A 16,071-nucleotide genomic window follows, 5' to 3' on the forward strand; every position below is an offset into this window, starting at 1 on the left:
TCAATTACCTCCTGCTTAATAGCGATGTTTCGGAATATTTCTCGTAGACTTGCGCTACAGTTTCCTTCAAATATTGAATAATTTCATGTACATGTTTGGTCTCCGTATAAGGGGAGATGACAAAAATCTTTGTCGCGTAAAGAGCAACAGAACAATCATCCTTCGTTTGAACAAGCAGATGCTTTTTGGTATCGCCAAAAAATATACGATCGCGATGATTCCCAAGCATTTCGAATAAACGCTCGTTAAATTTATTATTCCGTTCAATTTCCTTAAGCGTGCACTTGCCTGAAACTTCTTCTTGAAAATGCGGACTGCCTTCCGGATATATACGAAATAGTGTAATGATGCCAGGGTTGTCGTTATTAACGATTTCAGCATGAGGGATTTCTTGGCGAAGCGCTTCCCGGAAAGCAAGATTAACCTCAACGAACTGAGCCAGCAATTGCTGATACCCTTGAACGCCGAATGCAAGCAGAGCACTGTAAATGCTGATGGAGCTAGCCATGCGCGAGCACTCCAACGTATAACCGGTGTGATACTGTCCGTATCCCCGATGTCCGACATAGGGCGTTTCATCCGGATGCAGATCCATGAGCCTTAAATCGGCGGCATCCTTGACCAGAAATAAGCTTGTCAGGTAAGGGGTTTGCCCCAGCTTTTGAAAATCGAAGCAAAGCGAGTCGGCCAAATGCAAATGCCTCATCTTGCTTTGGATAGAAATTAAAGCCTGAGCGACATCTTTCTTTAATTCGAGTGGATTGGAGATGAAATCATAGTCATTAAAGAAAGCAAAGAACGCACCTAAAGCAGAGTCTGCATGAATATGAGGTCTAAGCAACCCATGATGAACGGCTGCCTTGTCAGACACAGCATAAATTTGCTCCAAATCGTCAATCCCCATGGCATCCGTCGTTCCTGTCGTAGCTACAATGTAAATCGGAATTCCGCCTCGTGCGATCACTTCTTCCATTTTAACTCTCAGATCATTCACATCCATGGAGCTGTCAGCATTCGTGCGAACTCTAATCAATCTATCGCTCCCTATGCCTGATGCCTCCATAGATTTAAACAAGCTGTAGTGAGCGGCTTCGGAACAAAAAGCATACAAGTTGTCGGGAACACCTTTTTGCAATGCGTCCGGAACGAATTTAGCGATCGCTATCCGGAGACCTGAGAATACAGCTCCTTGTCCGCCCCATGTCGTATACCCGCCGCTTTTCAGCGCATCATAGCCTATTAATTTGGACATCATGCTGATGACTCTTACTTCAGCTTCAGCTCCGGCTGGGCCGTATACATCCCATAAATTGTTGCCATTAACCAAAAATGCCGCGATCATGCCCATAATCCCCGGGATGCTTGCCATCGGTAAAATATTCGTTAAAAAATATTTCGTATGATAAGGATGATCATGCAGCAATTTCAATAGCTCTGTATTAACTTCCTCTAGGGGGACGCTGCCATTAGGAATGGAGCTTTCTCGAATTAGATTGTTATAGAAAGTCCCTGTTCGGTTTTTCTCGCCCTTGAGATTGACGCCATCCGGGTTTTTGAGACCATCCACTCCTGTTACTAGTTGTTCAATGAGCCGCAAAACCATTTGTCGCGTTTGTCGGTTTCCATCCTCACTGGGGAATAATTGCTGTACATTTGTTAATCTTTTCTCTCTCATTCATTTCTCTCCTATCGATAGAATTGCTTGACGAAAATGTTCACAAAAAAAAGGAGAAACATAGGCATAAATGCCCTATTCCACCAATTGCTACAATGCAACTGGCTGACATATCCTTGTCGGATGTAGTCCCTCTAGCTTTGCGTCCCTATTTTTCAATAGGTTTGCCGTTATAAAGTTGTAGGTGAAAATTCCCATCTTCGACAATAATCGACAACAAAACTTTACAATTTTATACATTAGTATAGTATAGTAATATAAATAAAACAACACAATTTTCCAGTATTGTTTGTAAAGATATTATATTGTAACTATATTGCTTTTTTAACATTTTCCCTTGGATCGTGGTAAAATAGGTTCGATTGTCTCTTTTCGAGACAGTTATTCCAGTAATAAAAGAAATCTTGTCATGACACGCAAATACGAGGATACAGGGCTTATTTATATCGATAAAGCTAATCCAACTTATGGACGGTGATAACACCGTTCTGGTTAAATGAAGTGGAGAATCTAGGAATCTAGATAAAAAAAAGGGCCTAATGGTTGACGCGCAACATATGATTGCGCCCAAGGCATATGTGTAACCATGCACACTTACTCAATCGTGAATTGTTGTAGATTATACAACAATTTGCAAGCAAATCCACGTTTTCCTCACGAATGTTGCAGAAAATACAACAATTCCTGCCAAAGCAGCCCAAATGCCTATAAATAGGCTGAATTGTTGTACAACATACAACATCTTCAGCCTTCACAGAACAAATCAAGGATAAATGTTGTACGTTATGCAACTTACCCTCCTATTTCCCCGGTTCTCCCATATATCAGCACACAAAACACCCCTTCTTATTACTGGGGTAATCAGGGCGGAAGCTTCACTTACTCCAAAACAAAACAATAATAAAAAAGGGGTAAGCTTCGCTCACCCCAAACCCAAAACATATAAAATCTTATCAGTTGAGAAAACCACTATTGAGACCATTCAAAGGTGAGCGAGTGCGTATAGATGTAGCTTTTATCGCCGATAAGAAAGGGGCCATCGTTACCCTATAACTTATTCTTACTTATGCGGTAAAATGAGCTTCGTCACGACTTCCTAACAAGGAGTCCGACAAAGCTTATTTTCACAACCTCAGTTGCGGCGCATTCATGTTATGAAATAGTTTGTGCAGCATCCATATTCCCCTGTGAATGGAGATATAATTGCTCGTAATAGCCACGAAGCGCAAGTAATTGTGCATGGTTCCCTTCTTCAACAATTTTCCCCTGACTCATCACAATGATGCGGTTAGCATGCATAATGGTCGAGATGCGATGTGCGATAACAAGTGTCGTTCTTCCCTCGGCTACGACCTGCAGCGCGGATTGAATCAACTGCTCCGTTTGGGAGTCCAAATTCGCTGTAGCTTCGTCAAGAATCAGTACTTTCGGCTTGAATACGATAATTCGCGCGAATGAGATCAGTTGTCTCTCTCCTGCGGAAAGCCCGCTTCCTCTCTCTGATATGCGTGTCTCATAACCATCTTTCATTCGTGAAATGAGATTGTCTGCCCCAACCATTCGGCATGCCTCAATAACTTCCTCACGCGTTATAGTTTCATCAAACATCCGAACATTGTCCAAAATACTGCCTGCGTATAAGTACGGTTCCTGCTGTACAAGTCCAACCATTCGGTGTAAATCAGCCTGCGGGATATCCCGCAGATCCGTGCCGTCAATGCGGATACTCCCTTCCTGCACATCATAAAAGCGGCAAAGCAAACTAATCAACGAGCTTTTCCCAGCGCCCGTCGTCCCCACAATACCGATCATTTCACCGGGCTCAATATGAAGCTCTAAATCCTCAATGACAGCTGTATCCTTCAAATAACCAAAATGCACATGGTTGAAATGAATGTCCCCCTTCACGTCGGACAACGAGGGTGACAACATGCCTTCCTTATCCTTTACTTCCGGTTGAATGGCGAATATATTCCAAATTCGATTGACAGACACCGTTGTAGATTGAAGGGTATTCCATTGCTGTGTAATGTTATTAATCGGTTGAAAAAACTGCCGTATATACGTAATGAAAGCATACAAAACTCCGAATTCAATCGTTTTATCGAACACAGCAATACCGCCAATCCAGGTGATAAAAGCTACCGATAAATTCCCTAAAATATCAAAGGAACGATTGAACAAAACATTGGTACGAATTTCTCTCAAATTTGCACGGAAATATCCTAGATTCCGATCAGTGAAGCGATTCATCTGTTCCTTTTCTTGATGAAAAGCTTGAATGAGATGCATCCCGGATAAATTCTCAGCGGCAAAAGCAACCATTTGAGACAGCTGCGTCCTGGAAAGCTGATAGGTTTTGCGCATATATCTGCGAAAGCTTATAGCTATGAGCACAATGATGGGAATCACTATCATGCTGTAAAGCGTTAGCTGCGGGTCCAGATGATACATCAGGACGATGATGAATACGAGTGTCATGCCATCGCGAACCAGACTAAGAAGAACCTGCGTAAAAAACTGATTCAACGTTTCCGTATCACTGGAAACATGCGTAATTAGGCTGCCGCTTGGCGTACGGTCATAGTAAGACATCGACTGCTTAAAGATGTGCTCGAACAAATCCTTGCGTATTTTGGCAACAATGCTTTGGCCGGCAAACTGCAATAAATTATTCTGCAGATAACTGAAGAATAAACTGCTGATCGATAGACCTGCATAAAACAAACAGATGAGCAGCAGTGAGCGATAGTCACTTTTCCCAATCATCAAATTATCATCAATCGCGATCTTAACTAGATACGGCTGAAACAAATCTGCAGCTATCCCTAGTAACGCGCAAAATAAAACAGCTGCAAAGGTGAACCTATGCGGTTTGGCATAAGCGGATAAAGAACGAAAGGAAGATCGCGTCTTCTGCCGCTCCTCATTGCTTTTGTTATTCCGTTTGGGCATCGTCGCTACCTCCCTCTTGTATCGCATGAAGCTCGGCATACAAGCCTTCCTGCGCAATTAGCTCTTCGTGCGTGCCGCGCTGCACAATCCTGCCTTCATGAAGAACGATAATTTCATCCGTATGCTTCAACGCGGAGATTCGATGAGCGATCCAAATGGTCGTTTTGTTCAATCGCTCCTTGCGGATCGTATCGATGATGTGCTTCTCCGTCACCGAGTCAACAGCGCTTACACTATCATCTAGAATCATCAAAGGAGAATCCTTAATGATCCCTCTGGCTAAGCTTGTTCGTTGACGCTGCCCACCCGATAAGGTGACACCGCGCTCGCCTAGCTTCGTCTCAAACTTTTCAGGAAATGACGTAATACTTGAGAGGATTTGTGCTTTCTTGGCAGCACGCTCAACCTGTTCTAAGGGTGATTCTCTTTTATAAAAGGCGATGTTATCCCGGATGGTCGTGCTAAACAAGAATCCCTCTTGTGGAACGTAAGCGATTTGATTTCGCAGGCTTTCTAATGTCACATCGCGAATATCCGTATCCCCGATCCATACCGTCCCCTCCGGCGGGTCGTATATCCTAAGCATTAGCTTCACCAAGGTCGATTTGCCGCTGCCTGTTTTCCCGATAATGCCAATGGATTTGCCAGGTTCAATCGTCAGTGTTATGTCATGAAGCACCTCGTCCTCATCATCAGGATAAGCGAAAGACAAATGTTCAATCCGAATCCCCTCGTGATCGAGGTCGGATATTTGCGCAAGCTCGTTTTGCACAATTTCCGATTTCAAATCGAGCAGCTCATTCATTCGTTCAAGCGAAGCTCGAGAGCGCTGCATGGCATTAATGACGCGGCCAATTTGCTGTAAAGGGTTTACCATCATCCGTATGTATAGCGTTAATTCAACAAAATTGCCAATCGTAATCCGCTGTTGAATGGTCAAATAGCCCCCAAAAGCAATCGCGATGATCAGCGATATTGCGCCCAGAAACGGAATAAGTGCTTCAAATAAGGAAGATAGCCGAACCAATCTCAATTGGTTGTCGCGAATCCGATCTACCGTTTCGCTGAACCTACGAACCATAATCGGTTCCACCGCGAATTTCTTGGCTACCCGTATGCCTCCGAATTGCTCCTCGGCCGACTCCGTCATTTTGCCTAATGCTTCTTGTACCTGTAAGGAATGCTTTTTAATAATTGGCTGAAATCGAACGGTCAGAACAGGAATAAGCAACAAGGGCAATATACAGACGAGAATTAAATAGAGAGGGATCGAACTGAATATCATCATGAGAATGGCAGCTGTGATCAAAATCGCCGAGTTTACAATGTGGTTAATCCCCATGGATATCGATTCCCGAATGACAGTTACGTCATTCATCACATAGCTTAGCAGCTTACCAACGCCGTTCTTTGAGTAAAATGTTGCGCCTAGCTGTGTGAAATGGTTAAACAAGCGGTTTCTTGAAACAAACTCGAAGCGTCTTCCGTTTCGCATGATCATATACTGACCAATGGCTGTTAAAACACCGAATGTGACGCCGATCATCAGCAGCTTTAGACTGTAATCAATTATAAGAGTTTTACTCAAAAGTCCTTGCTGCAGCTGATCAGTAAAAATGCCTAGCAGTTTGGGGTAATACGAATGAACAATGTTGCCTAAAGAAATGGACAATGCGGCTACAACATACAACGGCCATTTCTCTTTGAAGAAATCAACCAATAATCGTGTAGACTTCAAAACGACATCACTTCCTACTACAAGTTTGTCTAGCAAATGAGGTATTCCCGATCCATCAGAACATGCGATCATGTATCCCCTTACAGTATACGCCTATTCATATGTACTTCCTATATCAGATATTGACGTTATAATAAGAGAAGTTGTCTAAACTTTACAACTTAGCTTAGGGAGGAGTAAGATCATGGACTTTCTTTTGGACCGCATAGATAATAAAATCGAGTTTTTTCAAGCTTATGATATGAAGACGTTGGAACGTCAAATCAACGAGCAAATCGATAACAACAAAGCTTTATTGCTCGACGTGTTCGCAATTCAGCATCACATCGTGTTCGACCCGAATGCGGGTAAAATGCTGTACAGCGCGGTTGTGCATTTTAAGGTGAAATAAATTAGATAACCGAAGCAACGGCCTCAGGTCCATCGTGTTGAATATACTTCATGCGCAGGGCCGAATTTGATTATATTTCCTTTTCAACCAATCAGAAGCTTCATGAAAGGGAACGTCGATGCGTTATTGCGAGAGAAAGCCGCTATTAGGCTATCGAAACGGAACGTCAATCACTTATTTCCGCTTTGAATGCCGTATTTCAGTCCTAAATGGCAAAATAACGCATCCATATTCCCTTTACGCTCAAAAAGGTGGTTTTTTCGATAAATAACGCATCGTAGTTCCTTTTGAAACTTGTGAAGTTGTATTTCTTACAACATTAGGTAAGTGAATCCACTATATTCCTAGCGATTGTTGCAAAAAATACACCAATTTCTGCCCAAACTAGCTCAATAGCAGGAATGAAGGCTAAATTGTTGCACAACATACAACATCATCCGTATTTCAAGAAGAAATCAAGGAAATTGTTGTACGTTGTACAACTAGTGACCCTCTCCCCCTACTGTGTACAGTAATATTGAGATAAAAAAACCTTCAACACCACTTTAAAAGTGGTGCTGAAGGCTTTTTGGTTCAACGTTTGGGATTGCACGTTTGGGTTGCTTTTGGTGTTGCTCTTGGCGTTGTCTCTTCGCGTTGCTCTTGGCGTTGCTCTTGGTGTTGCTTCTGGTGTTGCTCTTGTTGTTGCTCCTAGTGTTGCTCCTTGTGTTATTACTTGGTGTCGTCTATTGGTATAGCAATCGGTGTTGCCCTTGGTGTTGCCTCTTCGTGTTTCACTTGGTGTTACCCTTTCGTAACAACCCTTCATTCACGATCAAACTCCGCTTAGCGGAAGTCCATGTTTGATAAATAGCTCCTCCATGGCATGCTTAGCCTCAACTTCGTCGGGACCATGAATTTCTAAGTGATACACCTCGTTGCTGAAAAGCGTAATGCTTAGACCGAGAATGCTTTTGACATCGATGAAACGTTTGCCCACTTTGATAACAATGCTCGATTTAAATTGATTAGCTACTTGGTTAATTTCTACAATCGCTCTTGTTCCCAAACCACTCATATGGATCCCCCCGACCTGAATTCGCGCGGCATTCTCCGAGCCACTCCGGTTCTTATTGCTGCTTCAATGACCCCTGTCCGAATGCGTCTAACGACCTCTTGATTGAAAACACTCGGAATAATGTACAGTTTATTCAATTCTTCCGGGGCTACGACAGAGGCGATAGCCGCGGAAGCAGTTAGCTTCATTTCCTCATTAATTGTAGTAGCCTGGCAATCTAAAGCGGCTCGAAATATCCCTGGAAAGCATAAGACATTATTAATCTGATTCGGGAAATCAGACCTTCCAGTCGCTATTACGGCTGCAATGTCTTCAATTTCGTCTGGATGAATCTCCGGTGTAGGATTCGCCATCACGAATACAATGGGATGCGGCGCCATCCGTTCAACATCGCCCCGCTTCAGTACACCACCGGAGGATAATCCGATAAATACATCCGCCCCTTCGATAACTTCGTGCAAGGAGCCTGTTAATTGATTCGGGTTGGTTCGCTCTGCATACCCGTTCCACATGGGATTACTATACGAAGTACTGCTCACCAAAGCCCCTTCTCGATCAACTCCGATCAATTCCTTAACACCTGCTGCAAGTAGTATGTTTGAGCAAGCTATGCCAGCCGCCCCAATGCCACAGATGACAACCTTTGCTTCGTTAATCGATTTCCCAACGACTTTCAGTGCATTGATAAGCCCCGCATACAGAACAACGGCCGTCCCGTGCTGATCGTCATGGAATACAGGAATATCAAGCTCCTCACGCAGCCTTTCCTCAATTTCAAAACAACGCGGCGAAGAGATATCCTCTAAATTGATCCCGCCAAAAGCAGGCGCTAGATTCTTAATCGTAGTGATGATTTCTTCCGTGTTTTGCGTGTCTAAGCAGATTGGAAAGGCATCGACATCTGCGAGCTGCTTGAACAGCATCGCCTTACCTTCCATGACCGGCATAGCCGCGTAGGGTCCGATATTACCCAAACCAAGCACCGCACTGCCATCCGAAACTACAGCAACTGTATTTCGCTTAATCGTAAGCTTGTACGCATTCTCCTGCTTCTCATGAATCGCCATACAAACGCGCGCAACATCGGGTGTATACACGCGAGACAGATCGTCCCGATTCTGAATCGGCACCTTAGGCTTCATCTCGATCTTGCCGCCTAGGTGAAGCAGGAAGGTGCGATCTGATACATGAACAAGCTTTACACCTTGAAGCAACTTGATTGCGCTGGTGACAGCTTCCAGTTGAATCTGTTCTGATGCTGTTACAGTAATATCACGAACCGTCCAATTTGGACCTGTTTGGATAACGTCGATGGCAATAACATCCCCGCCATTTTCCGTAATGACGGTAATTAATTGTCCAAAATGAACGGCTTCCGTTTGCAGCTCCACACGCAGAATAATGCTTTTGCCACCAATCGTGTCTTTCAAAATGAACTCCTCGTTTTTAGGGCATCATGCCTAAAATAATAGTTTCGATACATACACGACTACGGTAACAGTCAAGCTGCTGAATAAAGTAGAGAGCAGAACCACTTGGGCAGCGTATTCCGGGTGATTCCCGTATTCTAATGCAAATACCGCGCTGTTCCTTGACGTGGGAAACGAGCTTGCGATAAACAATGCTTGTGCGGTTGTACCTTCCAAATGGAGCAGTAAAATCAAGATTAGTGCGAGAATCGGTGAGACAACAAGTCTTCCGAAAAGGCTGAAAATAAGTACGCTGCTAATATGCTTAAACTGCAAGTAAGCACTCTGTGCACCTAGCGTAACTAGTGCAATCGCAAGGAAGGCGTTTGATACATTCTGGATCGGATGCCATATGAAAGCCGGAATTGGAATCGCCAGAATATGCATCAGCAACCCCAGTACAAATGCATGGATCATGGGATTTTTCAAAAGCTTCCGCAGCATCTTTTGCCCTTGGTTTTGTGCAGAAACCGCATTAACCAAGCCAAAGGTATTCGTTAGAAGGTTTTGATAAATGGTGACAATAACTTGAACAGCTAAACCAACCGGGTTCCCCTGAAACACAAGCTGTGACACCGGCAAACCGAAATTACCCGAATTGCTAAGTACCACACTATTTGAGAAGCTGGAAGACAAGCCTTTATCAAATTTAGCCAGCTTTGCTGTTCCTTTGCTCACCGCGATAAGAGCGATACTTTGCAGAAGCAAAAAACTAATGATTTGCAGCAGCGTACTCCATTCCAGCTTACTTTGATAAATATTCGTAAAAGAAACCGCTGGAAGTAAGAAATACGCATTGAGCTTAGACAGTGTATGCATATCGAAATGAAATACACGATGCATAAAAGCGCCTGCTCCAATTAATAAAAATACAGGTACAATAACATTGAGCACGATAAGAAAAAGTACGTCCATTTGAATTTCACTCCATGAATTGAAACCCCTATTCTACCGATAGAGGCTGATTGGTATCAGAGCTCCACACAGCTTCATAGGGGTTTTCGTCCAGCTTATGCCTCTTCGTTTACGAGAACATTTTTGCCTCTCATCTTCAGGATTAAAGGGATCGTCAACCATAAGAAGCCAATGATCAAGAAAGCGAGGGAAACAGGTTTTTGAAGGAAAATCATGAAATCTCCATTCGAAATGGTCAACGCTCTGCGCATGTTATTTTCCAGCATCGGTCCAAGAATAAGACCAAGTACCAGCGGCGCTAACGGGTAATCGTTTTTCGATAAGAAGTACCCGACAAGACCACAGCCCATAATCAAGAGCAAATCAAACGTTGAATATTGAACCGCGTAGACACCGAAAACGGAAAACACGATAATTAATGGAATCAAATATTTCGTTGGTGTTTCAATGACTTTGGCAAACACTTTAACGAGCGGCATATTCAGAATAAGCAGCATCAGATTGCCCACGAACATACTGGCAATAACGCCCCATGCGAGCTGCGGGTGATCTTGGAATAACAAAGGACCCGGCTGAACATTGTACATAATGAAAGCGCCCATCAGAATAGCGGTTGTACCGGATGAAGGAATGCCTAGTGTCAAAAGTGGAATCATGGCGCCGCCTGACGCCGCATTATTCGCAGCTTCCGGAGAAGCTACACCCTCAATGGCACCCTTCCCGAATTTCTCGGGATGTTTACTGATTTTCTTTTCTACAATGTAAGCGAAAAAGGAAGCAAGAATGGCACCGGCACCAGGCAGAAGCCCGATGAAAAATCCAAGCACTGAGCCTCGAGCGATAGGCGCCGCGCTATCTTTCAAATCCTGCTTAGTCGGTAGGATTCGATTGATTTTAGCCAATTCGCCATCGTTTCCTTCTCGCTGCAGAATGGTCTTGAACACTTCGCCGACAGCGAAAGTACCAACAGCCACGGTAAGGAATTCCAGACCCTGATAAAGCTCCGGAATATTAAATGTAAATCGTTCAACACCGGATACATTATCAATTCCAATCGTTGCGAGCAGAAGTCCGAAAGCTGTCATCATTAAAGCTTTGACCATGGATTTGCCTGCTAAACCGCTGATTGCAAGTAAGCCGAGAACCATGAGAGAGAAATATTCAGCAGGACCAAACTTGATGGCAACTGCCGACAAGGGCCTAGCAAGGAAAATAAGTCCTATTAAGGAAATAATGCCGGCCGCAAAGGAACCGATCGCCGAAATCGCAAGCGCTGCCCCGGCTCTACCTTGTTTAGCCATTTGATAACCATCTAGGGTCGTTACTACGGAAGAAGATTCTCCCGGTGTATTCAGCAGGATGGAAGTCGTCGATCCTCCGTACATCGCTCCATAATAGACGCCAGCGAGCAGAATAATGGAGCTCGTCGCGGCTTCCTCAGGACCTAATCCTGCGGTCATTGTCGCTGTTATCGGGATTAACAGAGCTACACCGCTCATGGGTCCAATCCCGGGTAGGACACCTACCACTGTACCAATTAATACGCCTAGAAAAACAAACACGACATTGTGCCACTGCATTGCAGTACCCAAGCCATGAAGCACATAATCAATCGTGCCCATTTCAATAACCTCCTTAGAGCTTGCTTTTTAGCAAACCCACTGCGTAAGCGATATCTTAGAAGCCTAACCAAGTTGGAAATCCAGGAAGTGAACCATCCAAACCATTCACATACAGCGTATACACCCCAAAGGAGAATGCAGCTGAGATCAAAAGCGAAACCCAAATTCTACCTCTTTGCATCGTTTGGAACCCAATCATTAAAAAGAGAAACGTGGAGATGACGAATCCGACATCTTCGAGAAATAACGCATATAGGACTGCTGAAACGAAAATGATACCAAATCTTTTGTAATCCAAATTTTCTTTATGTTTTTTCGTTTGCTGCTTGCGGAACGTATCATAGATGAGACGAAGGCTCATTAGTGCTAAGAAAGCCCCCAGCATCATTGGGAATATATTCGCGCCTACATTACTACCGTAAGCACTTGTTGAAATGCTTCTGCTGCCGATTACAAATGTGGTGCCAATAGCGAAAAAAACGATACCTGCATAACGGTCAAACATGGTATTCATCTGCCTACTCAACCTCCTGCCCTTCGTGCATGGGAAGAAGTCAAACTCGCTTCTCCCCAGCATCCCAAGGCTCTCTTATTTCTGCATACCCAAAGCTGTCAACATATCTTTCAATTGTGTTTCTTGCTGAGCTAAGAAAGTTTTGAAATCATCCGCTTTTTTATAGTCTGTTTCCCAATTGTTCGCAGTCATTTCTTTTTTCCATGTATCGGATTCAACCATTTTCTTGATCGTATCTTCCCAGAACTTTTTCGCACCAGCATCCATATTCTTAGGTCCGAAGAAGCCGCGCCAGATTAAGAATTCAGCGTCAACACCTTGTTCTTTCATCGTTGGAACATCTTTCATGCTGCCACCGAGTCGCCCTGGTGATGCCACCGCCAGTATTCTGATCTTGCCAGCTTTCACATACTGATCCAAGGAGGATGCATCAGTTCCGAGCACATCCGCATTACCGCCGAGCAAAGCTGTTACGGCTTCCCCGCCGCCATCATAGGATACGTACTTCACCTTTTTCGGGTCGATACCGTATTTAAAGGCAGGAAGAATGGAAACCAGATGATCCATGGAGCCAGGTGCAGAACCGCCTGCGACCGTCAGTTTCGTAGGATCCGCTTTCATATCATCCAATAGTGATTTCAAATCTTTATATTTCGAGTTTGCCGCGACCGCAACCGCGCCATAATCCTTCGTCAATTGAGCAAGCGGTGTTGTATCGGCATAACCGTAAGGCGTGTTACCTTCTTTTTTCAGATGGTTAATGAGAATCGGCGGTGAGCTAACGAACAATTTGTAGTTGTCCTTCACATCTTTCGTCGCATATTCCGCCATGAAGACAGCGCCGCCTCCACCCGGTTTATTTTCAACCGAAATCGGCTTATCCATCGCTTTCGTTTCCGTCAATACTTTGGCAATTGTACGAGCCGTCATATCCCAACCGCCGCCTGCACCGGATGGAGCGATGATGCTAAGCGCTTTTTCTGGATATTTGGATGCCGCTTGTGCTGGTGCTGTCGTTTCTTTGGCCTTGTCACCTGTTGCGTCTGTTGGTTTAGCTGCCCCATTACCGCATGCTGCCAAGGAGATTGCTAATAAACTGATCGATGTTACTTTCCAAGATGCTGCCAATACATTTTTTATCAAATGAAACCCCTCCAACTTTTTGGTTTTATACGTGTATCCGCTTTCTTTGAAGCGCTTTCAGAATATCACCTGAATAGAAAATTGAGAAGTTTAACAAGATTAATTATAATAACGTCGTTTTGGGCATTTTGTTCATATTGTTCACGACGGCACCAACGCGTTTTCCCTCATAATGAGAGCGCTTTATGATACAATACTAGCAAAAACGGGGGGCTTTAACTCGGAATGAGGCTGCAAACCAAGCTAATCTTGATTATTTGTTCACTGCTTGTCTTCATCATCCTAAGTCTAGGCGGCATTTTCTATTATCTGATGACTTCCGCTCTTGAGGATCAGATTGGTACACGCGCCTTGAAGGTAGCTGAAACAGTGGCTAGTATGCCTGAAATAAGGCACGCCTTTCAATTAAATGACCCCTCAGCTGTCATTCAACCCATTGCGGAGACGGTACGCGAGAAAATAGATGCGGAATACATCGTTGTTGGGAACCGCGAAGGTATCCGTTATTCGCATCCCCTGCCTGAGCGAATAGGCAAAGAAATGGTTGGGGGAGATAATGGCCCTGTACTTGATGGAAAATCCATTATTTCTAAGGCTATTGGGTCTCTGGGCCCCTCGCTCCGTGGCAAAGCTCCAGTATTTAGCGACAATGGTCAAGTAATTGGTATCGTATCTGTTGGGTTCTTGACAGAGGACATTGCACTAATTACCACTGTGTATCAAACACGAATCGAAATGATCTCTTTGATCGTTCTCGTCATCGGACTTGTCGGCTCTGTCCTCATCGCCCATAACGTCCGGCGTTCCATTCATGGCTTGGAGCCAAAGGAAATCGGCGCATTATATACCGAAAAAAAGGCGATTCTAGAATCCATACGAGAAGGTATTATCGCGGTTAATCGTGAGGGAGTTATTACGATGGCGAACCGCTATGCGCTTCAGCTGCTGCAGCTGCCTGTCACGGCAAAAATTACTGGAAGACAAATTGAAGACGTTATACCGAATACGAGATTGTATGAAGTCGTTCGTTCGGGGAAAGCCGAATTTGACCATGAAATGCTCATCGGCGACCATGAAGTGATAGTGAATCGGGTCCCGATTATTGAGCGGAAATTAGGCGTAACCGGTGCAGTTTCGAGCTTTCGCAGTAAATCCGAGCTGTATCGGTTGGCTGAAGAACTGTCTCAGGTCAAACGCTTTGCAGAAGCGCTACGCGCACAAACGCATGAATTTTCGAACAAGCTGTACGTCATCTCGGGGCTAATCCAACTCGAATCGTATCAAGAAGCTGTTGAACTTATCTCCCGGGAGGCCGATGTACATCAGAATTGGGTACAGTTCATTATGCGAGAAATCCCAGATCCTATGATTGGCGGACTGCTCATTGGCAAATTTAATCATGCGCAGGAACTAAAGATAACGTTCGAAATTGATCACGAAAGCACATTCAGCGACATCCCTGCTCAGATTGATCGAAATATGCTTGTCACCATCATTGGTAACCTCGTTGACAATGCCATGGAAGCAGTACTTGCTGGTGGCGATCAGACGGAGCCGTATGTGAAATTATTTCTAACCGACCTTGGTGAGGATCTTATTATCGAATGTGAGGATCGAGGCGTAGGAATTCCTGAGGAGACGAGTATGGCTGTATTTGAAAAAGGCTTTTCGACCAAAGAGGGGGAACACCGCGGCATTGGACTTGCTCTGGTCCAACATGCTGTCGGCAAGTTGAGTGGGTACATTACCTTTCATAAAAACCCCGCAGGCGGCACAATTTTCACCGTAGCGATTCCCAAGATCCCTGATCTCAAAGAAAGGAGTCTGCCCCATGGAACACCAGAATCAATCCGTTGAAGTATTAATCGTAGAAGATGATGTGAAAATTGCTGAGATTAACAGACGATTCATAGAAAAAGTAGAAGGATTCCACGTCGTCGGTATAGCCACAGATGTGGGTCAAGCCAAGGAACAGTTGGAAATTCTGACTCCGCATCTCGTCCTACTCGATGTCTACTTACCGGGCGCCAGCGGCTTAGAGATGCTTTCCTTTATTCGGCAGCATTACCGGGAAACAGACGTCATTATGATTACCGCTGCCAAAGAAATTGACGCCATTCGTGATGCTATACGCAGCGGTGCGTTTGATTATATCATTAAACCGCTCGTCTTTAATCGGCTTCAAGAAACGCTAGTGCGCTATCTGAATTTCCATCGTGAATTGAGTCGCATGAACGAAAGCGGCATGATCAATCAGAGCGATGTGGATCGCCTTATGTCTGGAACTTCCAAGAAGGAAACCAACTTAGACACCTCTTTCCTGCCCAAAGGAATTGATAAGCTCACGTTGGTAAAAATCGTGCAAGCGATTTCGAACGCATCCGGCGGCTTGACCGCTGATCAAATCGCCAAAGAAATTGGTGTCAGCCGCTCCACCGGCCGCCGCTACCTCGAGCACTTAGTCAGCTCAGGCGATTTATACGCCGACCTGTCTTACGGTGTGGTCGGCCGACCTGAGCGGGTTTACCGGCGGAAAAAGGATTGATGGCAGGTTGGCTGTAACGACGCAAAACAGCGTTAGCAACAAATTGC

At 44.5% G+C, this 16,071-nt stretch carries 12 protein-coding genes and 1 riboswitch; of the genes, 3 read left to right on the forward strand and 9 right to left on the reverse strand.

Going from position 1 to position 16,071, the window contains the following annotated elements:
- Positions 1-4: 4 nt before the first annotated feature.
- The 3 genes from ASG85_RS30420 to ASG85_RS30430 all read right to left on the reverse strand — a co-directional run bounded on the left by ASG85_RS30420 (position 5) and on the right by ASG85_RS30430 (position 6,368).
- Positions 5-1,675 carry a pyridoxal phosphate-dependent decarboxylase family protein gene (locus ASG85_RS30420; protein WP_060648738.1) on the reverse strand — a complete coding sequence of 557 codons (1,671 nt, stop codon included), beginning with the start codon at positions 1,673-1,675 and terminating at the stop codon, positions 5-7.
- 93 nt (positions 1,676-1,768) lie between these two features.
- A riboswitch (cyclic di-GMP riboswitch) is annotated at positions 1,769-1,854 on the reverse strand.
- A 973-nt stretch (positions 1,855-2,827) separates the two neighbouring features.
- Positions 2,828-4,630, reverse strand: coding sequence for an ABC transporter ATP-binding protein (locus ASG85_RS30425; RefSeq protein WP_156390223.1), 1,803 nt, complete (start codon positions 4,628-4,630; stop codon positions 2,828-2,830).
- Complete coding sequence (locus tag ASG85_RS30430) at positions 4,614-6,368, reverse strand: ABC transporter ATP-binding protein (protein WP_057307065.1); 1,755 nt, start codon at positions 6,366-6,368, stop codon at positions 4,614-4,616. Before ASG85_RS30430 ends, ASG85_RS30425 begins: the two co-directional genes overlap by 17 nt.
- Positions 6,369-6,552: 184 nt before the next feature.
- On the opposite strand from ASG85_RS30430, the gene ASG85_RS30435 reads away from it, so the two are divergent.
- A complete protein-coding gene (locus ASG85_RS30435; protein WP_057306477.1) occupies positions 6,553-6,759 on the forward strand; it encodes a YrzA family protein in 207 nt (68 codons plus the stop codon).
- 814 nt (positions 6,760-7,573) lie between these two features.
- Here ASG85_RS30435 and ASG85_RS30440 read toward each other — a convergent pair.
- From ASG85_RS30440 to ASG85_RS30465, 6 genes are all read right to left on the reverse strand, one after another.
- Complete coding sequence (locus ASG85_RS30440; protein WP_057306478.1) at positions 7,574-7,816, reverse strand: HPr family phosphocarrier protein; 243 nt, start codon at positions 7,814-7,816, stop codon at positions 7,574-7,576.
- A complete protein-coding gene (locus tag ASG85_RS30445; protein ID WP_060648740.1) occupies positions 7,813-9,246 on the reverse strand; it encodes an NAD-dependent malic enzyme in 1,434 nt (477 codons plus the stop codon). Before ASG85_RS30445 ends, ASG85_RS30440 begins: the two co-directional genes overlap by 4 nt.
- A gap of 30 nt (positions 9,247-9,276) precedes the next feature.
- Positions 9,277-10,200: an AEC family transporter gene (locus tag ASG85_RS30450; protein WP_060648741.1), complete on the reverse strand. Its 924-nt coding sequence runs from the start codon at positions 10,198-10,200 to the stop codon at positions 9,277-9,279.
- 95 nt (positions 10,201-10,295) lie between these two features.
- Entirely contained in the window at positions 10,296-11,822 is a 1,527-nt protein-coding gene (locus ASG85_RS30455) for a tripartite tricarboxylate transporter permease (protein ID WP_056837769.1), read from the reverse strand.
- 55 nt (positions 11,823-11,877) lie between these two features.
- Positions 11,878-12,336, reverse strand: a complete 459-nt coding sequence (locus tag ASG85_RS30460; RefSeq protein ID WP_057306481.1) for a tripartite tricarboxylate transporter TctB family protein — start codon at positions 12,334-12,336, stop codon at positions 11,878-11,880.
- Positions 12,337-12,411: 75 nt separating this feature from the next.
- The gene (locus ASG85_RS30465; RefSeq protein WP_057306482.1) at positions 12,412-13,479 is read right to left on the reverse strand and encodes a Bug family tripartite tricarboxylate transporter substrate binding protein; all 1,068 of its coding nucleotides are present in this window, start codon (positions 13,477-13,479) and stop codon (positions 12,412-12,414) included.
- Between the two features lie 225 nt (positions 13,480-13,704).
- Here ASG85_RS30465 and ASG85_RS30470 point away from each other — a divergent pair, with 225 nt between their 5' ends.
- Positions 13,705-15,336, forward strand: a complete 1,632-nt coding sequence (locus ASG85_RS30470; protein ID WP_057306483.1) for a sensor histidine kinase — start codon at positions 13,705-13,707, stop codon at positions 15,334-15,336.
- The gene (locus ASG85_RS30475) at positions 15,311-16,024 is read left to right on the forward strand and encodes a DUF977 family protein (RefSeq protein WP_060648743.1); all 714 of its coding nucleotides are present in this window, start codon (positions 15,311-15,313) and stop codon (positions 16,022-16,024) included. The genes ASG85_RS30470 and ASG85_RS30475 overlap by 26 nt, the downstream gene beginning before the upstream one ends.
- The last annotated feature ends 47 nt before the right edge of the window (positions 16,025-16,071 follow it).

The sequence above is a fragment of the Paenibacillus sp. Soil724D2 genome, from assembly GCF_001427935.1.
Classification (GTDB): Bacteria; Bacillota; Bacilli; order Paenibacillales; family NBRC-103111; genus Paenibacillus_E.

Coding starts and splice junctions, on each gene's coding strand:
- ASG85_RS30420 (WP_060648738.1), bottom strand. CDS start 1,675: ATGAGAGAGAAAAGATTAACAAATGTACAGCAATTATTCCCCAGTGAG.
- ASG85_RS30425 (WP_156390223.1), bottom strand. CDS start 4,630: ATGCCCAAACGGAATAACAAAAGCAATGAGGAGCGGCAGAAGACGCGA.
- ASG85_RS30435 (WP_057306477.1), top strand. CDS start 6,553: ATGGACTTTCTTTTGGACCGCATAGATAATAAAATCGAGTTTTTTCAA.
- ASG85_RS30440 (WP_057306478.1), bottom strand. CDS start 7,816: ATGAGTGGTTTGGGAACAAGAGCGATTGTAGAAATTAACCAAGTAGCT.
- ASG85_RS30450 (WP_060648741.1), bottom strand. CDS start 10,200: ATGGACGTACTTTTTCTTATCGTGCTCAATGTTATTGTACCTGTATTT.
- ASG85_RS30455 (WP_056837769.1), bottom strand. CDS start 11,822: ATGGGCACGATTGATTATGTGCTTCATGGCTTGGGTACTGCAATGCAG.
- ASG85_RS30460 (WP_057306481.1), bottom strand. CDS start 12,336: ATGAATACCATGTTTGACCGTTATGCAGGTATCGTTTTTTTCGCTATT.
- ASG85_RS30470 (WP_057306483.1), top strand. CDS start 13,705: ATGAGGCTGCAAACCAAGCTAATCTTGATTATTTGTTCACTGCTTGTC.
- ASG85_RS30475 (WP_060648743.1), top strand. CDS start 15,311: ATGGAACACCAGAATCAATCCGTTGAAGTATTAATCGTAGAAGATGAT.